This window comes from Microbispora corallina (assembly GCF_016863035.1).
GTDB lineage: Bacteria > Actinomycetota > Actinomycetes > Streptosporangiales > Streptosporangiaceae > Microbispora > Microbispora corallina.
The window spans coordinates 1-20,129 of sequence record NZ_BOOC01000034.1 but is presented as its reverse complement, the minus strand read 5'-3'; the positions used below and the strand labels follow the sequence as shown (position 1 = coordinate 20,129).

General features: G+C 72.2%; 21 protein-coding genes. 15 read left to right on the top strand and 6 right to left on the bottom strand.

The features are described from left to right. Positions 1-117: 117 nt before the first annotated feature. Complete coding sequence (locus tag Mco01_RS29510) at positions 118-1,491, top strand: FAD-binding oxidoreductase (protein ID WP_204060129.1); 1,374 nt, start codon at positions 118-120, stop codon at positions 1,489-1,491. Between the two features lie 11 nt (positions 1,492-1,502). On the opposite strand, the gene Mco01_RS29505 is transcribed toward Mco01_RS29510, so the two are convergent. The 3 genes from Mco01_RS29505 to Mco01_RS29495 all read right to left on the bottom strand — a co-directional run bounded on the left by Mco01_RS29505 (position 1,503) and on the right by Mco01_RS29495 (position 4,860). Continuing rightward, positions 1,503-3,044 carry a multicopper oxidase family protein gene (locus Mco01_RS29505; protein WP_204060128.1) on the bottom strand — a complete coding sequence of 514 codons (1,542 nt, stop codon included), beginning with the start codon at positions 3,042-3,044 and terminating at the stop codon, positions 1,503-1,505. A gap of 10 nt (positions 3,045-3,054) precedes the next feature. Next, entirely contained in the window at positions 3,055-3,525 is a 471-nt protein-coding gene (locus Mco01_RS29500; protein WP_204060127.1) for a hypothetical protein, read from the bottom strand. 123 nt (positions 3,526-3,648) lie between these two features. Continuing rightward, positions 3,649-4,860: an MFS transporter gene (locus Mco01_RS29495; protein WP_204060126.1), complete on the bottom strand. Its 1,212-nt coding sequence runs from the start codon at positions 4,858-4,860 to the stop codon at positions 3,649-3,651. 99 nt (positions 4,861-4,959) lie between these two features. On the opposite strand from Mco01_RS29495, the gene Mco01_RS29490 reads away from it, so the two are divergent. The 11 genes from Mco01_RS29490 (at position 4,960) to Mco01_RS29440 (ending at position 14,702) form a co-directional block, all read left to right on the top strand. Further along, complete coding sequence (locus Mco01_RS29490) at positions 4,960-6,045, top strand: helix-turn-helix domain-containing protein (protein WP_239103998.1); 1,086 nt, start codon at positions 4,960-4,962, stop codon at positions 6,043-6,045. Positions 6,046-6,104: 59 nt separating this feature from the next. After that, complete coding sequence (locus Mco01_RS29485) at positions 6,105-6,659, top strand: ArsR/SmtB family transcription factor (RefSeq protein ID WP_204060125.1); 555 nt, start codon at positions 6,105-6,107, stop codon at positions 6,657-6,659. Beyond that, positions 6,656-7,960, top strand: a complete 1,305-nt coding sequence (locus Mco01_RS29480) for an MFS transporter (RefSeq protein ID WP_204060124.1) — start codon at positions 6,656-6,658, stop codon at positions 7,958-7,960. The genes Mco01_RS29485 and Mco01_RS29480 overlap by 4 nt, the downstream gene beginning before the upstream one ends. A 261-nt stretch (positions 7,961-8,221) precedes the next feature. Then, on the top strand, positions 8,222-9,061 hold the full coding sequence (locus Mco01_RS29475) for a helix-turn-helix domain-containing protein (RefSeq protein ID WP_204060123.1): 840 nt from the start codon (positions 8,222-8,224) through the stop codon (positions 9,059-9,061). 64 nt (positions 9,062-9,125) lie between these two features. After that, the gene (locus Mco01_RS29470; RefSeq protein ID WP_204060122.1) at positions 9,126-9,707 is read left to right on the top strand and encodes a dihydrofolate reductase family protein; all 582 of its coding nucleotides are present in this window, start codon (positions 9,126-9,128) and stop codon (positions 9,705-9,707) included. 58 nt (positions 9,708-9,765) lie between these two features. Continuing rightward, entirely contained in the window at positions 9,766-10,413 is a 648-nt protein-coding gene (locus tag Mco01_RS29465) for a TetR/AcrR family transcriptional regulator (protein WP_204060121.1), read from the top strand. Beyond that, positions 10,410-11,036, top strand: a complete 627-nt coding sequence (locus tag Mco01_RS29460) for a VC0807 family protein (protein ID WP_204060120.1) — start codon at positions 10,410-10,412, stop codon at positions 11,034-11,036. The genes Mco01_RS29465 and Mco01_RS29460 overlap by 4 nt, the downstream gene beginning before the upstream one ends. Next, positions 11,029-11,778, top strand: a complete 750-nt coding sequence (locus tag Mco01_RS29455; protein WP_204060119.1) for an SDR family NAD(P)-dependent oxidoreductase — start codon at positions 11,029-11,031, stop codon at positions 11,776-11,778. The genes Mco01_RS29460 and Mco01_RS29455 overlap by 8 nt, the downstream gene beginning before the upstream one ends. 154 nt (positions 11,779-11,932) lie before the next feature. Continuing rightward, positions 11,933-13,138, top strand: a complete 1,206-nt coding sequence (trpB, locus tag Mco01_RS29450) for a tryptophan synthase subunit beta (protein ID WP_204060118.1) — start codon at positions 11,933-11,935, stop codon at positions 13,136-13,138. After that, the gene (trpA, locus tag Mco01_RS29445; protein ID WP_204060117.1) at positions 13,135-13,950 is read left to right on the top strand and encodes a tryptophan synthase subunit alpha; all 816 of its coding nucleotides are present in this window, start codon (positions 13,135-13,137) and stop codon (positions 13,948-13,950) included. The genes trpB and trpA overlap by 4 nt, the downstream gene beginning before the upstream one ends. After that, positions 13,947-14,702, top strand: coding sequence for a GntR family transcriptional regulator (locus Mco01_RS29440; RefSeq protein ID WP_204060116.1), 756 nt, complete (start codon positions 13,947-13,949; stop codon positions 14,700-14,702). The genes trpA and Mco01_RS29440 overlap by 4 nt, the downstream gene beginning before the upstream one ends. 25 nt (positions 14,703-14,727) lie before the next feature. Here the strand turns inward: Mco01_RS29440 and Mco01_RS29435 are convergent, their stop codons facing one another. Beyond that, complete coding sequence (locus Mco01_RS29435) at positions 14,728-15,420, bottom strand: alpha/beta fold hydrolase (protein ID WP_204060115.1); 693 nt, start codon at positions 15,418-15,420, stop codon at positions 14,728-14,730. A gap of 62 nt (positions 15,421-15,482) precedes the next feature. Here Mco01_RS29435 and Mco01_RS29430 point away from each other — a divergent pair, with 62 nt between their 5' ends. After that, complete coding sequence (locus Mco01_RS29430) at positions 15,483-16,037, top strand: TetR/AcrR family transcriptional regulator (RefSeq protein ID WP_204060114.1); 555 nt, start codon at positions 15,483-15,485, stop codon at positions 16,035-16,037. 71 nt (positions 16,038-16,108) lie between these two features. Next, positions 16,109-18,475, top strand: a complete 2,367-nt coding sequence (locus Mco01_RS29425; RefSeq protein WP_204060113.1) for an ABC transporter permease — start codon at positions 16,109-16,111, stop codon at positions 18,473-18,475. A gap of 94 nt (positions 18,476-18,569) precedes the next feature. Here Mco01_RS29425 and Mco01_RS29420 read toward each other — a convergent pair whose 3' ends face one another. Continuing rightward, a complete protein-coding gene (locus Mco01_RS29420) occupies positions 18,570-18,968 on the bottom strand; it encodes a winged helix-turn-helix transcriptional regulator (protein ID WP_239103997.1) in 399 nt (132 codons plus the stop codon). Positions 18,969-19,194: 226 nt separating this feature from the next. Here Mco01_RS29420 and Mco01_RS29415 point away from each other — a divergent pair, with 226 nt between their 5' ends. Next, a complete protein-coding gene (locus Mco01_RS29415) occupies positions 19,195-19,764 on the top strand; it encodes a YceI family protein (protein WP_204060111.1) in 570 nt (189 codons plus the stop codon). A 120-nt stretch (positions 19,765-19,884) separates the two neighbouring features. Here the strand turns inward: Mco01_RS29415 and Mco01_RS29410 are convergent. Then, positions 19,885-20,129 (bottom strand): hypothetical protein (locus tag Mco01_RS29410; RefSeq protein WP_204060110.1); only part of this gene is annotated, 245 nt, incomplete at its 5' end.

The following is a 20,129-nucleotide window of genomic DNA, read 5'->3' as shown; positions in this document are numbered from 1 at the left end:
CGGAACGACCCAAAGATCCACCGCGATGTCCTCGTGGACGGTCCTGCCCGCCGGCGGCTTTCGGGACGTCGGGGAGGCGTGACCGTCGGCTCCGTTTGCCCAGGTAAGGGAGGGGACGTGCACCCCGAGATCGCGTTACGCACCCTGGCCGACGGCTTCGACGGCGAGGTGATCCTGCCCCAGGACGCCGGTTACGAGTCGGCCCGCCGCGTCTGGAACCAGTCGATCGACCGCAAACCCACCGCGATCGCCCGCTGCCGTACCCGGGACGACGCCGTCGCGGCGCTGGCGCTCGCCCGTGAGACCGGTCTCGAGCTCGCCGTACGCGGCGGCGGGCACGGCTTCCCCGGCTTCTCGACGACCGAGGGAGGCCTCGTCCTCGACCTCGGTCCGATGAAGCAGATCGCCGTCGACGCCGGCCGGCGGACGGCCGTGGTCGGTCCCGGTGTCCGATGGGGCGAGCTCGCAGCGGCGGCGGCGCGCCACGGCCTCGCGCCGGTCGGCGGCCACGTGGCCGACGTGGGCGTCGCCGGGCTGACGCTGGGAGGGGGCAACGGCTGGTTCTCCCGGATCTTCGGGCTGGCCTGCGACAACCTCGTCGCGGCCGACGTCCTCACCGCCTCCGGGCGGGTCGTCCGGGCGAGCGCCGACGAGAACGAGGACCTGTTCTGGGGCCTGCGCGGCGGCGGGGGGAATCTTGGGATCGTCCTCGAGTTCACCCTGCGCCTGCACCCGGTCGACCTGCTGCTCGCCGGGATGGTCCTGCACCGGCTGGACGACGCGGCCGACGTGCTCCGGTTCCTCTCCGAGTACGGCGCCGGCGCTCCCGACGAGGTCAACGTCGCGGCCGCGGTCCTCGCCGCCCCGCCCGCGCCGTTCGTGCCGGAGGAGCTCCACGGCAGGCCCGTGCTCGCGCTGGCGATGTGTCATGTCGGGCCCCTCGCCGACGGGGAGCGCGCGCTCGCGGCGGTGCGCGGAGCCGGCAGGCCCTTCGCCGACCTGGTCGAGCCGACCACCTTCGAGGTCCTCCAGCACATGTTCGACGCGCAGGGACGGCCCACGCCCTACCACATGCGCTCTCACCTGGGCGGACGACTGACCGGAGACCTGATCGACGCCGTGGTCGAGGCCGGCGGCGGCCTGACCTCGCCGGACAGCGGGGTCCTCCTCCTGCCGATGGGCGGCGCCGCGGGCAGGGTCGCCACCGACGCCACCGCCTTCCGGCACCGGGAGGCCTCCTACTGCCTGGAGATCGGGGCCGCCTGGCGGGCGGGCGACGAGGACCCGCGCCGGCACGCCGACTGGGCCGACCGGACCTGGGCGGCGACCCGGTCATGGGCGACCGGGGTGGAGGTCAACCACCTCGGCGACGAGGGGCCGGAGGGGGTTCGCCGGGCCTACGGGGACAACTACGACCGGCTGGCCCGGATCAAGCGGACATGGGATCCGGAGAACCTGTTCCGGCTCAACCAGAACGTCCCCCCGGCCTGACGCCACGGGGGTCACTCCGGCGCGTTGCCGTCAGGCCCGCCGACGGTGAACGGCGTGGTGACCCCCTCGTACATCAGGTGGGCGACCAGCCCCTCGGTCGCGTGCGGCAGGTTGTGGCAGTGGTCCATCCAGATCCCGGGGTTGTCGGCGACGAAGGCGATGTCGTAGGTCTCCCCGTCGCCGACGTCGAGCGAGTCCACCCACCACGGGCTTCCCGTCGCGCGTACGCCGTCGCGGGCCAGCACGACGGCGTGGTGGCCGTGCAGGTGCATGGGGTGCGGCTCGCCGCTGTCGTTCGCGATGCGCACCCGCACCACGTCGCCCTCCGCCACCACGAACATCGGCACGTCGGGGAACATGTGGCCGTTGATCGTCCACCAGACGCCGGGACGCCCGTCAAGGAAGCCCGGGCGGCGCCCGATGTCGTAGGTGAAGCGCCGATCCGGACTGTCCGGGTCGAAGCCGATCGGCGCCGGCCGTCCGTAGGAGAGCGGGTCGAGCGTCGTCGTGGGCCGGGGGGCGGCGGGCGGGTCGTACGAGCGGGAGCCGAGCACGACGCCGGTCGGGCCGCCGATGTGGACCCGCACCGGCGCGCCGTCCGCGGGCATGGTCACCTCGATGTCGGCGCGGCCTCCCGCCGTCACCGGCACGGCGGCGTCCCGTACCGGAGAGGGCTCGTTCAGGTCGGTGCCGTCGACGGCGACCAGCCGGAACGGCGCGCCGCCGACCCACACCGGCGTCTCGCCGTTCTCCGTGTTGATCACGCGGACCCGCACACGGTCGCCGGGAAGCGCCCGCACGCGGACGTCGCCCTCGCGCCCGTTGACGGTCCTGGCCCCGTCGTAGAGGTGCAGCAGCGCCACGGTGTCGACCGTACGGGCGGGTGGGCGCACCGCCGGAGCCACCACCAGGGCGCCGAGCAGACCGCGGCGGACCTGCTCGTGGGAGACCTGGTGGGAGTGGTACCAGAAGGTGCCGGCCTGGTCGGCCACGAAGCGGTAGACGAACGACCCGCCCACCCTGACCGCGTCCTGGGTCACGCCGGCGACCCCGTCCTCGGCGTTGGGCACGTCGAGGCCGTGCCAGTGCAGGGTGATGCCGTCCGGCACGGACTCGTTGACGAGCGTGACCTGCACCAGTTGCCCGGCGGTCGCGTGGATGACCGGGCCGGGCGAGGTGCCGTTGAGCGTGTAGCCGTCCACCGAGCGGCCGCCGGCCAGCCGGAAACGCTCCCGGCGAGCGGTCAGCGTCACCGCGACGTCGGCCGGGCGGCCCGGGTCGGGCGTGAACGAGGTGACGCTGCGGCCCGCGGGGGTGTGGCCGGCGTGCCCGTGCATGCCGGCCCCCATCAGGTGAGCGGAGTGGTCCGGGAGGCCGGCCGCGGGGGCCGGTGTCCGGCCCCCGTAGTCGGCGTACCCCATGTCCATCACGGAGTACGTGTCCGGCGTCAGACTCCCCACCCACAGCCAGACCAGCGGGCCGAGCAGGGCGACGGTCGCGGCGCCCGCGACGGCCAGGCGGACGCGGGCGCCACGACGGCGGGTCTCGTTCATGCGACTGCCGTCAGCCGGCGGTCCCGACGCGGGCCTGCGACTGGGCGGGCGCGGTCACGGACGCGGCGCGGCCGCGCCGGGCGGCGTAGACGGCGGCGCTGAACAGCAGCAGGGCGTTGACGCCGTGCAGGGCGCCCAGGGCGGAGATCTCGTGGCCGAGCAGGCCCAGGGAGACCTGGACCACGACGAGCAGGACCACCAGGCCGGCCGCCTTCACCGCTCCGGGGAGCCCGGTGAAGAACGACGAGATCAGCAGGAGCAGCGCGATCAGCGGGATGACCATCATGCCGTTGATGCCGTGGACCATGAAGCCGACGACCTCGGGGAAGGGCGACGCGTCGCTCTCCATGGCCGCCTTGTCGAGCACGCCGCCCTGCTCGACCCACTTGCCCAGCCCGGCGTCGGCGAGGACCACCATGCTCGCCTGTACGGCGACCTCGACCGCGACGAGGTAAGCCAGGATCTTGTACACGAGTTTCATGACGTTCTTCCCATCGGGGACCCGAGGAGGTCTCTTGCTTCCTCCTGCCTCGACCGGCGTCCGTCTCCGCACGCCGGCCACACGCGGTCACGGTAGGGAGGGCCGCTTGGTTCCCACTTGGAGTCAGGTTGCGATCCGCTGGTGCCGTGATCCTTTCTCGGTGGCGACGGCGGAGGCGGACAGGAGCGTCGCAGCGGCGAGGCTGCCCCAGAGGGGGGCCGAGCCGCGGGAGGCGAGAGCGGTGATGACCGCCGGGGAGACGGCGAGGCCGAAGCCCGTGGAGAGCTGGAAGCGGGCGAGGGCGCGTCCCAGGAGATGGGCCGGGGCGAGGGCGGTGACGAGCGCGGTGGCGCTGCCGGCGTAGACGATCTCGCCGATGGTGCAGACCACGGACACCGCGGCGACCGCCGCGGCACTCCAGCCGTGTCCGAGTGAGGTGGCCGCGAGGAAGCCGAGGTAGGACGCGGCGATTACCACGCCGGCGAGAGCCAGCACGGTCCGCCGGGAGAAGCGGGACACCAGGACGGTGACCGGAACCTGCAGGGTGACCACCAGCACGGTGTTCGCCACGAAGATGGCCGCCGACCACACCGGGGACGCATGCATCTGTGTCACCAGGACCAGGGGGAGCGCGATTTCGGGGACGTTGAGGCAGAAGACGTAGATCACGTTGGCGGCCAGCAGCGCGCGCATCCGGGGTGCGGGCCCGTCCGCCCTGTCCGGATGAGCAGCCGGATGCGTGCGCAGGCGGACCGACCATGCCAAGGCCGCCGCGCCGAGATAGGCGAGCCCGGTGACGGCTGCCAGCGCCTGCAACGCGGTGGCGCCGCCCGCCAGGCATGCGGTGGCGAGGAGGGCGCCCGCGCCAAGGCCGGCGTTGCGCAGGGCGCGGCCTCCCGCGAGAGCGGCGTCACGTTCGCGGCCGTGGGCGACCGTGGCCACGAGGGCCGCATGGGCCACAGGCCACGCCTGGTTGCCGATGCCGAGGAAGAGTGCCGCCGTCGAAAACAGCCAGACATGCCCCGCCGGGGCGGCCAGCAGGAGCGCCACCCCCAGCACCCGCACCAGCATCGACGCCGCCACGACCGTGCTGCGTGCGCCCCGGTCCAGCCATCGGCCGACCGCGGGCATGCACACCAGACCCACGACGACGCCGGCCGTCATGGCGATGCCGGTGGCCGGCGCCGAGAGCCTCAGCACCGTCACGCCGTAGAGCAGCAGAAAGGGCCGCAGCATGCCGGTGCCGAGAGCGTCCACGGCCAGGGCGACGGCATAGCGGGGGCCTCCGGAGGCACGGACGAGGGCACGCGGCTCGATCTTGGTGGTGGTTGCCATGGCGTCAACGATGCGTTGGGCCGCCGGGTCGACTGCGTCGATTGACGGACACCGTCAACCGACGCGGTCGCCGGCCGTCCGACCAGCGATGATGAGAGCATGACGTTGAGGATCGACATCGGCGGCCTGCCGTCCGGGCGACTGCGGTTCGCCGCCTCCCCGCTGGCCGAGCTGACCGCGATGCTGCACGTCCTGGCCGAACCCGGGCATCACCCGCAGCTCGCCGGATGGGCCGCCGACGTCTGGGCCGGGCTGCGGCCTGAGCTGGCCGAGCGGCTCAGGGAGGCGGAGTTCCTCTGGCGTTCCTCACGAGCCGACTTCCTGGTCCCCGCTCGTCCCCGGCTGACCCTCGCCGAGGAGTTGGACGACGTCGACCGGATCGACGACGAAACCTATGTGACCGCCGCGCTCATCACCACGTGCGGCAGCAACCGGGTCCACTTCGCCGCGCCGTCACCGCTCGCCGACGCGACGGCGCGCGAGCGGGCCCTGGACCTCGCCCAGGCCCGCGGCGCACTCCAGGAGGCCTTCGCGGAACGACTGCTCGCGGACCCCGCAGCCGTGCGGTCGCGGGTGCGTCACACCCTCGAACAGTGCGCCGAGGCCTTCTTCGACGCCGCCTGGACGGGCGTCGCCGGACGACTCGCCGCCGACCTGCGCCTGAAGAACGACCTGCTGAAGCGCCAGGGCATCGGGGCGGCACTCGCGTCGATCTCCAGCGCCGTCACCCTGTCGCCGGACGGCGACCGCATCGTCGTGGACAAGCTGCTGGACAACGCGACGGCCGCCCACGACAGCGGGGTCACCTTCCTCCCCAGCGTCTTCGGCCGTCCGCATCTGGTGGTGGTCCACGCGCCCGGGTGGCAACCGGTGGTGCAGTACCCCGTGGCCGAGGCAGGTCCATCGGAGCCGGTGTCGCTGGAAACGGTCACGCTACGGCTGGAGGCACTCGCGCATCCGGTACGGCTGCGGCTGCTGCGCACCCTGGCCCGCGGCCCGCACACCACCGGTGAGCTGGCCGACGCCTGGGAACTGTCGCCCCCGGAGGTTTCCCGCCACCTCGCTGTCCTGCGCCGCGCGGGCCTGCTCACGGCCCGGCGGCAGGGCCGTTACGTCCGTTACACCGTTAATCTGCCCGATTTGACCGCGCTGGGGGCCGACCTGCTGGCGGCCGTCCTGCGCTGAGTGGTCTGCCGGTTCCATATCGCTAGGCCCAAACTCCTTGCGACAATGGTCAAGGATCGTTGACCATTGTCCGCGTGTCTACCGATGATCTCCCCGAGACGTTTCACGTCACCACTGACGAGCAGCTACGCGCCGTCTCCAATCTCACGCGTCACCGGATCATGGCCCTGCTCCGCTTCGAACCGGCGACGATCACGCAGATCGCCCAGCGGATGGGTCTCGCGAAGGGGAGTTCCAGCTATCACGTGCGGCTGCTGGAGCGGGCCGGCCTGGTGAAGGTGGTGGAGACGCGGAAAGTGAGAGGGGTCACCGAGCGGTACTACGCGATGGCCGCGCGGTCGATCGAGCTGCCGCATCCAGGGCCGGGGCAGCCGGACGTGCTGCTGCGGAGTGCGGTGGCGGACCTGGAGGCGTCACCGGTGGATGGTGAGCGGCACGTACGAATGGCACATCTGCGATTAACCGAGGAGCAGTTCACCGAGCTGGGGGCGCGCCTGCAGGCACTGGCGGATGAGTACCGGGCGCTGTCTGATCCATCGCTTCCAGACGTGTCGCTGATCTTCGCGCTGTTCCGGCCGACTCCGCGCCAGCAGGTCGAGGAGGACGCCAAATGACATCAAACCCGATCAATGATGGAGCGAAGCTGCCGGCTGGCTTCGGGCGACTGTGGACCGCGCAGACGGTGTCCTCGCTCGGTGACGGCGTGACGCATGCCGCGCTGCCGCTGCTGGCAGTGACGTTGACCCGGGATCCGATGGCGCTGGCCGTCGTCACGGCCGCAGGGACACTACCCTGGCTGCTCTTCGGGGTGCTCGGCGGTGCGCTGGTGGACCGCTGGGACCGCCGCCGCACGATGTGGGTCACGGACGCCGCGCGTGCGGTGCTGCTCGTCATACCCGCTGCTGCGGCGGCGCTCGACGTGCTGAGCATCCCGCTGCTGGCGGCCCTCGCGTTCCTGCTCGCCCTCGGCGGGCTGTTCTTCGACACGGCCGCCACGGCGTACGTGCCGGATATGCTCGGCCGCGACCCTACGCTCCTGGAGCGCGCCAACGCTCGCCTGCGCGGCGCCCAGACCGCGGCGTCCGGCTTCGCCGGGCCACCTGCGGGCAGTGCGCTGCTCGCGCTCGGACGTGCGGTTCCGCTGCTCGCCGACGCGGTGTCGTTCGCGCTGTCCGCACTGCTCGTCCGGTCGCTGCCCGCCGTGCCGCGGCCGGCCGCACGCGCCCGCGAGTCGCTGCTCCGGCAGGCGCGGGCCGGGGCCTCCTACGTCTTCCAGGACCGGCTGCTGCTCGGGCTCGCACTCCGCCCGGCGGTCGGGAACGTCGCTTTCCTCGCCGTGGAGACCATCCTGGCCCTGTTCGCCCGCGAACGTCTCGGCGTCGGCGCCTTCGGCTTCGGTCTGCTCCTCACCGCCGAGGCCACCGGCGGCCTGCTCGGCGCGGGCATCGCCTCCTTCCTCGGCCGGCGCTTGGGCACCGGCACCGCGCTGACCTGCACCGCCACAATCGAGGGCCTCGCCATCCTGGGGCTCGCCTCCGCCCCGAACCCGTACGTGGCCGGGCTCGCGCTCGCTGTCTGCGGGGCGGGCATGGGCGCGACGATGGTGCTCGGCCCCTCCCTCCGGCAGGCCATCGTCCCGGCCCCCCTGATGGGCCGCGTCGCCTCGACCTCCCGCATGCTCGCCATGTGCGCCGCCCCCTTCGGCGCCTTCCTCGGCGGCTGGCTGGCCACCACCTTCGACCTGCGCACCCCGCTCTACGCCGCCGCCGGCCTCCTGCTCACCGTGACCGCCGTCACCGCGACCATGACCAGCAATCGCCGTGTCGAGACCGCACTGCGCAGCGCGCGCCAGAAAGCCGACCCGGCCGACCAGCCCCCGGCCAGAGAGATCGCTGTGCAGACCACATCCAGGTGACCCTCCTACCACTCCTCAAGCCCCCGGCGAGGGCTTGATCGCGGTCTGTCCGGCGGAGTTCTGGGCGGGAGTTGCTCGTCGTGTTCAGCGGTGCGACAGGAACAGCAGCAGTTGGTTGATCTCGTGGTCGACTGCGTGCTGTTCGGTTGCCGATAGAGGCCGGAACAACGTCAGCCGTACCTCCCATCGGCGGTGCGGTTCAGCACAGGCTGGACCGTTCGGCGCTCGATGCCGCGGCGGGGCGTCGGCGATACTGCGGGCGTGGAGTACGTGTCCCGAGTGCCGCGACCGCCGCTGGACGGGCTGATCGACGACCTTTACTACCTGGAGGGTGCGCCACCGTACGCCCGGCTGATGCTGCCGCCGATGCCGGCGGCGTTGCTCATCGTCAACCTCGGGGCGCCGTTCCGCATCCGGGCCGGCACCGACATCGAGACGGCCGAGTACGCCGACGGCTGCGTGATCACCATGCCCACCCGCGCCTTCGAGTTCGGCTATCCGCCGGGGACCCGGTCGGTCGGCGTGCACTTCAAGCCGTGGGGGCCGGCGCCGTTCCTGCCGATGCCCGCGGCCGAGCTGTGTGACCGGCCGGTGACGGTGGAGCAGGTTTGGGGCCGGCCCGCCGTTGCTGAGCTGCGGGACCGGCTGGCCACGGCGGCCGGGCCGCACGAGATGCTGACGCTGCTCGAGGAGGAGCTGATGCGTCGGCTGTGCGAGACCGCCGGCCTGGGGCTGGTCCGCCATACGAGCGGCGTCATCGCGGCGACCAGCGGGGCGGTGGCGATCGGCGACCTAGGCGTGGCAGCCGGTGTCAGCAGCACTCATCTGGCACAGCGGTTCAAGGAGCTCATCGGCGTCACGCCGAAGCGGCTGGCCCGCACCTACCGCTTCACCGCCGCCGTGTTCGCGATCGACCCCGCCGGACCGATCGACTGGGGCGACCTCGCCGGTGGCGCAGGCTACTTCGACCAGGCCCACTTCGGCCACGAGTTCCGGGCGTTCACCGGGCTCACGCCGACCCGGTACATCGAAGTCCGGCGGCGGTTCCTGCGCGAACATCCCGGCCACGTGATGGACGGCTGGCCGCTGCCGGCCGATTGATTTCGTACAAGAGCGGCAGCTCACGACACGCTAATTTGGGCACCCCGAAGCAGAGGAGAGCCCCGTGGGCAAGGTGGTCATGTACAGCTCGGTGTCGGTGGACGGCTTCGTCGCGGACGAGAATGACCAGCCCGGGCCGTTGTTCGACTGGTTGTCCAGCGGTGACGTCCCGTTGGACGAGAGCGGCGAGCTGAAGGTGTCGCAGACGTCCTACGACTACACCCGGGCGTACTGGGACCAGATCGGAGTCACGATCGTCGGCCGCCACGTCTTCGACCTGACGGACGGCTGGGACGGGAAGCCGCCGAGCGGGATCGACCACGTGGTCGTCGTGACACACCGGCCGCAGCCCGAGGGCTGGGACCCCGAGGCGCCGTTTCACTTCGTCGACGGCGTCGAGGCAGCCGTGGCCACGGCGCAGGAGCTTGCGGGTGACCGCATGGTCGAGGTCGCCGCCGGCGACGTCGGTGGCCAGGTGCTCGCCGCGGGCCTGATCGACGAGGTGCGCATGGACGTCGTACCCGTCGTGTTCGGGTCCGGCAAGCGCTACTTCGGGTCGGTCCACGCCCAGCACCTGCTGGAGGATCCTGACGTGGTGATTCGGGGCAACCGGGTGCTTCACCTGCGTTATCGGGTGCGCCGTTGACCGGTCGTCCACCGCGACGACGAACCGGTCCGTCGTTGCCGGGAGGTGGCGTGCTACGGTGATTACCGTGCGGTCAGAAAAAATACCGAACGGTAAGTCGGAGCGGACGTTCGTCGACATCGCGCGCCGCGCGCAACTGGTGGAGTGCGCCATCGATGCCATCGCCGAGCTCGGGTTGCCCAAGGCGTCGCTGGCGGAGGTCGCCAAACGGGCAGGCGTCACCAAAACCACGATCTTCTACCACTTCACCAGCCGTGAGGAGCTCATCCACGAGGTGTTCGCCTCGGTCCTGCGGCAGGGCGCCGAGTTCATGGCGGAGCGGACGACAAGCGGGCAAAGCGCGGCGGCGGAGCTCCAGACCTACATCGAGGCCAACGTCGCCTACATCGACACGCACCGCAAACAGGTACGGGTGCTGACCGCGATCGCGATGAACTTCACCGACGCGGACGGTCGGACCCGGTTGCCGCACGACGCGTCCGTGTACGGCACGAGCCTGGCGCCGCTGCAGGCGATCCTCGAACGCGGCCAGCGCGCAGGCGAGTTCCGCGACTTCAGCACGCGCACCATGGCCATGACCGTCCGCGCGGCCATCGACGTCATCGGCCCGCAGCTCAGCGTCATCCCGGACCTCGATCTCGACGCCTACGCGCGGGACCTGGTGTCGCTTTTCCGGCACGCGACCACGCAGGAGGCACGGCCGTGACCGGTGAGCGGCGCTCGGGCGCGGTGCTCGCGCTGGCGTTGGACGTCGTCATCCCGCTGGCAGTGTTCTACCTGGCGCGCGGCGCCGGGGTGAACCAGTGGCTGGCGCTGCTGCTGGCCGCCCTCGCGCCCGCGGCCGGGATCGGCTGGACGTGGGCCAGGCAGCGCCGCCTCGACGCGACCGGAGTGTTCGTCATCGTCAGCATGGCACTGTCGTTGCTGGTCGCGTTCGTCACCGGCGATGCCCGCGTGCTGCTGGCCCGCGAGAGCTGGCTGACCGGGGCGGTCGGGCTGTGGATCCTCGGCTCGCTGGCCACCGGGCGGCCGTTCCTGCTGGACGTGGCCGGGAAGGTCAGCCCCGCCGGTGTCGCGCGACGGGTCGATTCGCTGTGGGCCGGCAACCGGGTGTTCCGGCGCTGGGTGATGCTGGCCAGCCTCGCGTGGGGGGCGGCGTTCCTGCTCGACGCGGCGATCCGGGTGGTGTTCGCCTACACCCTCACCGTGGACAGCGTGCCCGCTGCGGGCACCGGGGCACTGATCGTCCTGATCGCGCTCGCCCAGGGCGCTGTGATGGTGCACGGCAGGCGCAGCGGCGCCCTGGCCCTGATGAGGAACCATGGCTGACCCGCGCGTGATCCTGGTCACCGGCGGGGCCCACGGCATCGGCGCGGCGATGGTTCGCCGCTTCACCGCTGCGGGCCACCAGGTCGCGGTGGCCGACGTCGACCGCGGTGAGGGACTTGACCTGGCCGCGCGGACTGGCTGCCACTTCGTCCAGGCCGACGTCGCCGTCCTGGAGGACAACCAGGCCGCCGTCGCCGAGGCGGTGAACCGCTTCGGCCGGCTCGACACGGTCTGTCTCAACGCCGGCATCCCCGGCGAGCAGGGTCTCGGCGACGACTTCGACGCCGAGAAGTATCACCGCTCGATGCGCGTCAACCTCGACGGCCCCGTCTACGGCGCGAACGCCGCGATACCCCACCTGCGCCAGTGTGGCGGCGCCATCGTGATCACATCGAGCCTCGCGGGCGTCACGGCATCTCCCGACCCGTACTACGCGACGGCCAAGCACGCGCTCATCGGTCTCACCCGCTCGCTGGCGCTGCTCCTGCAGCCCGATGGGATCACCGTCAACGCACTGTGCCCCGGGTTCACTGACACCCGTCTCGTCGCCGTCCACCGCGGCACGCTCACGGGGTACGGAATCGCAATCGCCGAACCCGACCACGTCGCCGCGGCAGCAGAACACGTCCTCGACTCCGGCAGGACGGGGGAAGCGTGGAACATACAGGCGGACCAACCACCCGTGCCGGTGCAGTTCCCGCACATCACGCTGAGCATGCGAGATTCTCGATCTTCAGGCTGACCACACCGGCCGCCACCCCGAGCACCCGCTTGAGCACCACGCTCGTCTGGACTCATGACACGTTTCTTACCGGCACGTCTGGTGGCGCCGCCACGTCGCCTGTGTCACTGTTATAGAACTCATTCAAGGAGTTCTAGAACGATCGGAGCGTGGCATGCAAGTTGTGCCGCCGTGGCGTGAGCCGGTCCCGCGCGACCGGACGATGGGCGAGCCCCGAGCACGTGGGCGATTCGGCGAGTACGGCGGGCGGTACGCGCCCGAGTCCCTGGTGGAGGCGTGCCGCCAGGTGGACGAGGCGTTCCGGGAGGCCTGGGCGGACCCGGGGTTCCGCGGCGACCTGGCGCGGCTGCTCGCCGTGCACGCCGGACGCCCGACGCCGCTCACCCCGGCCCGCCGGCTGTCGGACGCGCTGGGCGTGGAGCTGTACCTCAAGCGCGAGGATCTCACCCACACCGGATCCCACAAGATCAACAACGTTCTGGGCCAGGCCCTGCTGGCCACCCGGATGGGACGGCGCAGGCTGATCGCCGAGACCGGAGCGGGACAGCACGGGGTGGCCACCGCGACCGCCGCCGCGCTGCTCGGCCTGGAGGCCACGGTATTCATGGGCGAGCGCGACATCGAGCGGCAGGCGCTGAACGTCTTCCGGATGCGCATGCTGGGCGCCGAGGTCGTCCCGGTGACCACGGGCAGCCGTACCCTCAAGGACGCGACCAGCGAGGCCATGCGGCACTGGGTGGGCGCGACCGGCGACTCGCACTACTGCATCGGCTCGGTCGTCGGTCCGGATCCGTACCCCTGGATGGTGAGGGAGTTCCAGCGGGTCATCGGCGACGAGGCTCGCGCGCAGTGCGCCGCCGAGTTGCGGACCGGCGTGCCGGACCACGTCGTCGCGTGCGTCGGCGGCGGCTCCAACGCGGCCGGCACGTTCGCCGGATTCGCCGACACCTCGGCGCGCCTGGTCGGGGTCGAGGCGGAGGGCGGAGCCGGGGCGGCCCGCGGCCGGCTCGGCGTCCTGCACGGCTGCCGTTCGCTGTTCCTGCAGGACGACGACGGGCAGATCACCCAGGCGCACTCCATCGCCGCCGGGCTCGACTACCCGGGTGTCGGCCCGGAGCACGCTCACCTGCGCGACCTGGGCCGGGCCCGCTACGTCACGGTGAGCGACGACGAGGCGCTCGGCGCGGCGGTACGGCTGGCGCGCGCCGAGGGCATCGTCCCGGCGCTCGAATCGGCGCACGCCCTCGCCTGGGTGATCCGCGCGGCGGGCGACGGCGACCTGCCCGCGGGATCGACGGTGCTGATGACGTTGTCCGGCCGGGGCGACAAGGACGTCTCAACCTTCAAGGAGCTGCTGTGACGAACCCCACCCTGGCCGCGGGTACGGTCGAACGCCACCTGCGTGCCCGCCGGGCCACCGGCCGCGGCCTGCTCATGCCGTACGTCACCGGGGGAATCACGCCCGGCTGGACGGATTACCTGCCGGCGTTCGCCGCAGCCGGGGCGGACGCGATCGAGGTCGGCCTGCCCTTCTCCGACCCCACGCTGGACGGCGCCACCATCCAGCAGGCCGGCGAGGCGGCACTGGCCCGGGGGGCGAGCACCCGGCGGATCCTCTCCGACCTGTCCGGCCTGCCGGACCTGGGCGTTCCGCTGGTCGTCAGCACCTACTACAACCTGGTGCTGCACGACGGTCCCGAGGCGTTCTGCGCCGCGCTGCGCCGGGCCGGCGTCGGCGGCCTCATCGTGCCCGACCTGCCGGTGCACGAGGCGGACGAGCTGACGGACGTGGCCGAGGCGGCCGGGATCGAGCTTGTCCTGCTGGCGTCGCCGGCGACGCCGCAGCCGCGGCTGGCGGAGATCTCGGGCCGCAGCCGCGGATTCGTCTACGCGGTGTCGCTGATGGGCACCACCGGTGAGCGGGCGTCCCTCGCTGCTTCGTCGGCCGAGCTCACCGAGCGGATCAGGCGCGTCACCGACCGGCCGGTCTTGCTAGGATTTGGCATTTCCACCCCCGACCAGGCACGCGAGGCCCGCCGGCACGCCGACGGCGTGGTGGTCGGCGCCGCGGTCATGCGGCGGGTGCTCGACGGGGCTGGGCCGGACGACCTGCGGGCCTTCCTCGCGACCCTGCGGCAGGCCCTCGACCAGGAGTGTGACCGACCACGATGACCGCCGCCGCCGGGCACGAGGCGAGATACCGCGCCATCGCCGCCGACCTCGCCGCGAAGATCCGGTCGGGACACTACGCCCCCGGTGAGGCCCTGCCGCCGCAACGGGAGCTGAGCGCCTCCTACGGGGTGACCCTCATGACGCTGCGCCAGGCGTTGCGGGAGCTCAGCGACGAGAGGCTGATCGTGCAGCAGCCCGGCAAGGGCACGTTCGTCGCCCCGCCCCACCTGGCGTACCAGCTCGACTCGCTCCGCAGCCTGGTCGACGACCTGCGTCAACAGGGCCACGACGTGCGCACCTCCGTGGCCGGGCGGGCGGTGCGCCGGGCTCCCGCCCGGATCGCCGCGGAGCTGCGGCTGCGTCCCGGCGACACCGCCCTGCGGCTGGAGCGGGTCCGCGAGTTCGCGGGACGTCCCGCCGTGCACCAGGTGTCCTGGGTCCGCCGGCCGGTGGCCGACCTGATCCGCGACCGCGACTTCACCGCCGTCTCCCTCTACACGGCCCTCACCGACGCGGGGGTGACGGTCGCCCGGGCGTCCGAGGTGGTCAGGCCCGGCCTGCTCGACCCCGCCGCCGCCCGCCACCTCCACGAGCCGCAGGGCAGTCCGGTGCTCGTCAGCACCCGGATCACCTACGCGCTCGACGCCACGCCCGTGGTGTCCGACCACGCCACCATCCTCGGCAGCATGATGGAGATCCGCACCGAACGCGCCGCCACCGGCCTCTCCCTCACCTGGGGCGCCACCAGCTGAGAACCTGTGAGGCGCACGGGCGCGGTCACGGCTCCAGGACCAGGGACGCGACCTCCCGGGGCCGGGACAGGAACGGGTGGTGCCCGGCGTCGACCTCCACGACCCGGCCGGCCCGCCGGCCCAGCGCGCGTTGCACGGCGGGCGGGGTGCCGTTGTCGCGGGCGCACACCAGGTAGGTGGACGGGATGTGCCGCCAGGCCGCCGCCGCCACCGGCTGCGCGGTCGCGACGGCCGTCTGCCGGACGAGCCTCGCGAGCCCCTGCTCGACGTCCTCCTCGGCGCAGTCCTGCAGGAACGTCCGCGCCGCGAGCTCCCGCCGGACGCCGAAGGTGCCGTCGGGGGTCAGGTCGAGGTACGGCGCGGGGGCGCCGTCGCCGAACGAGGCCAGACTCTCACCGGCCTCCGGGAGGAAGCTCGCGACGAACAGCAGGTGGCGGACCTGGGGGAGCCCGGCGGCCGCCTCGCTCACGACGACGCCGCCGTAGCTGTGCGCCACCACCACGGCGGGCTCGTCCGACGCCGCGATGTGCGCCCGCACCGCCGCCACGTCGTCGGGCAGGGACGGCCCGCCGTCGCCCGGCGCCCGTCCGGTCTCCCCGCAGCTCGGCAACGGCGGAGCGGTGCAGACCACACCGCCGTCCGCGAGGTGGGCGGCGGTCCTCCGCCACCACCACGCTCCGTCCCGTACGCAGGCTCCATGGACGAACACGACCCGCACGTCTGCCCTCCCGTCCTCCCGACGCATAATAAGCGTAACGGTCATTACGTGAAAGGGCTTCTATGGGCAGGCGTCCGCAGCGGGAGATCAGGGAGCGGCTGCTGGCGGCCTGCACAGACCATGTGCTGGCCCACGGCCTGGGATCCGGCCTTCCCGCGCTGGCGGCCACCGCCGGCACCTCGCCGCGCATGCTCGTCTACCACTTCGGCACACGTGAACGGCTGCTCCGCGAGGTGCTGGGGGAGGCGCGGCGGCGCCAGCTCCACCTGTTCCGCGAGGCGCTGGCGCCGCGGGACGAGCCGTACGAGCGGACCCTCGGCCGGGCCTGGGCGACGGTGACCGGCCCGGAGGGGGCGTCGTTCGTCCGGCTGTTCGCCCGCGTCCACGACGACCCCGCGCTGTGGCCGGAGTTCCGCCGTGCCGCGACCACCGACTGGCTGGACGTCCTGGAGGAGGGCCTGCGGACGGGACACGGCGACGACGCCTCCGCTCTGGCGACCACGACCCTGGCCGTCGTCCGCGGTCTGCTGCTCGACCGGGACGCGACCGGCGACACCGTTCGTACGGACGCGGCGTTCGCCGCGTTCCTCCGGTTCCTCGAAACCGCCCGGTCCTGACGACGACGGCGGCCGTGCGGAGTGGTGCTAGCACACTTCACCGCGTGACCGGGCCATAGCAGAGTCTGAGCGTGGGTTTCCTGGGAGCCTGGCTCGCGCTGGAACTGCGGCGGCGGTGGCGGGCGATGCTTGCGCTGGCCCTCGTATTGGCGTTCGCGCTGGCCACCGTGCTGACCGCGGTGGCGGGGGCGCGCCGCGGGGCGAGCGCGCTCGACAGACTGCGGGCGGTGACCCGGCCCGCGGACGCCCTGGTGTCCAACCAGGAGCCGGATCTCGACTGGAACCGGGTGCGCGCGCTGCCGGGGGTCGAGGGGGTCGCTCCCTACGCGATCGCCGGGATCCACGTCGACGACATGCCGCTCAACTGGCAGTGCGTGCCACCCGTGGACGCCGCCATGTGGCGGGACCTGGAACGTCCGGTGGTGCTCGCGGGGCGGCTGCCGGATCCGCGCCGGGCGGACGAGGTCGTGGTGCAGTGGCGGTTCACCCGGTTGTACGGCAAGGGCGTGGGGGACACCGTCCGAATCCAGCTGGACACGCCCGAGGAGGTCGACCTCGTCGCGGAGTCCGGAGGGGCGACGCGGGGCGGGCACGGGCCGACGGTGACGGCGACCATCGTGGGGATCATCAGGTCGCCGTACTTCTTCGACGGCGTCGACGGCCCTGGTGTCGTGCTCCCGTCACCTGGTCTTTTCCAGAAATATCGTGACAACTTACTGGGGGCTCACCACAAGGGATTCTCCATCGCCCTGGTCAGGCTCGCGGACGGCGCCGCCGGAGTGGAGCGGCTCCGGACGCAGATGGCCACGCTCATTGGACACCCGGTACAGATCGACACCCTGGCCGAGACGGGACGGCACTACGACCAACTGCTGGACTACGAGGCGGTGAGCCTGCTCGCGTTCGCCATCGCCGCCCTCGCCGCCGCGACGTTGCTGGTCGGGCAGCATCTCCTGCGGTCGACCGGCGGCGTCCTCGCCGACCTGCGGACCCTGCGGGCGAGCGGGCTGACGCCCCGGCAGGAGGCCCTCGCGGCGGCCCTCGGGCCGGTCGCGGCCACGACCGCGGGGACGGTCCTCGGAGTGTTGGGAGCGGCGGCCGCCTCCCCCTGGATGCCGATCGGGGCCGCCGCCAACTTCGAGCCCCGTCCGGGGGCCGATTTCGATCCGGTGGTCCTGCTGCCGCCGCTGGTCGTCGTCCCCCTGCTGGTCGCGGTCACCACTGTCGTCGCCGCCCGGATCGCGCGGTCCGCCGCCGTACGGACCCGGACGCCGCCCGCGTCGGCCCTGGTGTCGGCGGCCACGCGGGCCGGACTGCCGGTGCCGGTGGTGACCGGTCTCCGGTACGCACTGGGCCGCGGGCAGGGGCTCCCGATCCGTTCCGCGCTGTTCGGGACGCTGGCGGGGGTCCTCGGCGTGACGGCCGCGTTCACCTTCTCCGCCGGCGTGCAGGACGCGTCCGAGCATCCCGAGCGGTTCGGGCAGACCCATCACCTCCTCGTCTTCCTCGGGTACAACGGGGAGGGTTCGGCCGGGGTGTTGCCCAAGGTGGCCGCTCACCCCGACGTGCTGGCCGTCGCCGACGCGCGCGTCGGCGCGGCCTCCACGGGAGGCAACGCCTATGTGGTGTACGGGTCGAGGCCCGTCCGGAACGCCGTCCCGTCGGTCGTGGTGAGCGGCCACCCCCCGGTGACCGACGCCGACGTCCTGCTCGGCGTCACCACGGCGGAGCGCCTGCGGGCCGGGGTCGGTGACGTGGTCAGGATCACCGGGCGGAAGGCGTCGGCCGACTTCCGGGTCTCGGCGATCGGGTTCCTGCCCATCGGCGTCTCCAACACCTACGACGACGGGGCCCTGGTCACGGCCGCGGGCTACGACCGGGTCTTCCGGACCTTCGACCTGCACCTGGGCCTGGTCGTGTTCCGCCCGGGCGCCGACGCCGGCGCCGCCGCCGCACGGCTGTCCCGGCTGGTGGGCCCTAAGATCGGCCTGGTACCCGCGATCATGCCGCCGCAGATGAGCGAGGTCAGGGACGTCCGGATCCTGCCGGCGGCACTCGCGGTCTTCCTGGCCGCGCTGGCCGTCGCCGCCGCCGCGCACGCGGTGACGATCACGGGGCGCAGGAGGCGGCACGACATCGCGGTCCTGCGGGCCCTCGGCATGACGCGCCCCCAGGCGCGCCTGATCATGCTGACCCAGGCGGGCACGCTCGGCGCCTTCGGCCTGCTCGCCGGCGTCCCCCTCGGCCTGATCGCGGGCCGGGGGCTCTGGCGCCTGGTGACCCATGACTACACCCCGATGGTCTACGTGCCCCCGGTCCCGGTCGCGACGCTGGCCCTCATTGCCCCCGTGACCCTGGCGGCCGCCGCGGCCATCGCCGCCCAGCCCGCCCGCTCAATGGCCCGCCTCGCGGTCTCCCGGATCCTCAGGACGGAGTGAGCCGGCCGGGGACTACCAGCCCGGCCAGTTCGCACAACGAGGACGTGCTCGCTGCGGCGGCCGACATCGGGCAGATCAGGGCGATCCAGAATCTCTAGTGCGCGTCGTACTCGATGCGGGCCTTGTCGATGTCGTCGATGTGATCGAGGGCCCAGCCGAGCAGCGCCGACACGGTGTCCAGCAGGGTCTCGCCGAGCGGGGTGAGCTCGTACTCGACACGGGGCGGCACCACCGGATGCACGGCACGGGTGACGAGGCCGTCACGTTCCAGCCCCCGCAGGGTCGCGGTGAGCATGCGCTGGCTGACGCCCGGGATGGCGCGCCGCAGCTCGTTGAAGCGCCGCGGCTCCTTGCCGAGCTCGGCGATGACGCTGATCGCCCACTTCTCGCCGACCCGGTCCAGGACCTCGCGTACCCGGCAGGTCGCGTCGTCGCGCGCGGCCAGGAGCGCGGGAACCCGTTCGCGCCCCAGGTCGCCATCGGAGGTGTTCACGATGCGGCCTCCACCTCCGGGGCAGGACACCACACAGGGAAAGAATATCCCACTCTCCAGGTAGGTCCAGTGGAGATCGCCGGCGTAGGTCACCTCCATGTGCCCGCGGTGAGGAAAAAGTGCCTTCTTGCTGGTGGCGAGGCCGGGTGCGCACGATGGGCTCGGTTCCGACGCGACATCCGTCATCGGCCGGAGAGCGTACGGTCAAACCAGACAGGGAGACCCCATGACCACCTCAGCCGTCCACATTCCGGGATACGTCGCCGGGACGTGGGACATCGACCCCGCGCACTCGCTCGTCGGCTTCAGCGTGCGGCACTTCGGGATCAGCAAGGTCCACGGCCGCTTCAACGCGTTCCGGGCCGAAATCGTGACAGGGGAGTCACCCCTGGACTCCAGCGTCTCGGCCACGATCGAACTCGGCTCCATCGACACCGGCAACGCCCAGCGGGACGAGCACGTGCGCTCCGCCGACTTCTTCGATGTTGCCGAAAATCCCTATTTGACCTACCGGTCAACACGGGTGAGGGACGACGGCGATCACTTCACTCTTGAGGGTGAGCTGACTCTGAAAGGCGTTACCCGGCAGGTCTCGTTGGAGCTTGAGGTCCTCGGCTTCACGCCGGACCCCGCCAGCCCCGACAGGGGTGTGCGCGCGGGCTATTCGGCCACCACCGAGATCAACCGTCACGATTTCGGCGTCAGCTTCAACAGCCCCCTTCCCGGTGGCGGCATGCTTCTCGGCGACCTGGTGCGGATTCAGCTCGAGATCCAGGCGGTGCTGCGCACCGGCTAGAGGCCCTCATCGGTGGACGGCCAGGACGATCTTCCCTTGTACGTGGCCCCGCTCGAAGCGCGCGGCGACGCGGAGCAGCGCCTCGCCCGGCCCCCAAGCGGTGAGATGGGGCGAGAGGTCCTACGGCTGGGGCGACAGGGTCTGCGCCTCGCGGGTGGCGGCCTGCGCCTCGTCCGATCGGCCGGCGGCGGTCAGGCGGGCGGCGAGGTTGTTCAGGGCGGTGGCGAGCGCGTGCCTCGCCTCCTCCGATCCCGAGCTCGCGAGGAGCGCCCGGTACACATCGGTGACGGCGGCCGCCAGCGTGACGGCTTCCTCGCCGGGAGACAGGTACCCGGACAGGTACATCAGATTGGCCGCCACGTCGG

What these genes read in the sequence shown, in the direction of transcription:
- Mco01_RS29505 (WP_204060128.1), bottom strand. Translation starts at nt 3,044, where the DNA reads ATGAACGAGACCCGCCGTCGTGGCGCCCGCGTCCGCCTGGCCGTCGCG.
- Mco01_RS29500 (WP_204060127.1), bottom strand. Translation starts at nt 3,525, where the DNA reads ATGAAACTCGTGTACAAGATCCTGGCTTACCTCGTCGCGGTCGAGGTC.
- Mco01_RS29495 (WP_204060126.1), bottom strand. Translation starts at nt 4,860, where the DNA reads ATGGCAACCACCACCAAGATCGAGCCGCGTGCCCTCGTCCGTGCCTCC.
- Mco01_RS29490 (WP_239103998.1), top strand. Translation starts at nt 4,960, where the DNA reads ATGACGTTGAGGATCGACATCGGCGGCCTGCCGTCCGGGCGACTGCGG.
- Mco01_RS29480 (WP_204060124.1), top strand. Translation starts at nt 6,656, where the DNA reads ATGACATCAAACCCGATCAATGATGGAGCGAAGCTGCCGGCTGGCTTC.
- Mco01_RS29455 (WP_204060119.1), top strand. Translation starts at nt 11,029, where the DNA reads ATGGCTGACCCGCGCGTGATCCTGGTCACCGGCGGGGCCCACGGCATC.
- trpB (WP_204060118.1), top strand. Translation starts at nt 11,933, where the DNA reads ATGCAAGTTGTGCCGCCGTGGCGTGAGCCGGTCCCGCGCGACCGGACG.
- Mco01_RS29440 (WP_204060116.1), top strand. Translation starts at nt 13,947, where the DNA reads ATGACCGCCGCCGCCGGGCACGAGGCGAGATACCGCGCCATCGCCGCC.
- Mco01_RS29430 (WP_204060114.1), top strand. Translation starts at nt 15,483, where the DNA reads ATGGGCAGGCGTCCGCAGCGGGAGATCAGGGAGCGGCTGCTGGCGGCC.
- Mco01_RS29415 (WP_204060111.1), top strand. Translation starts at nt 19,195, where the DNA reads ATGACCACCTCAGCCGTCCACATTCCGGGATACGTCGCCGGGACGTGG.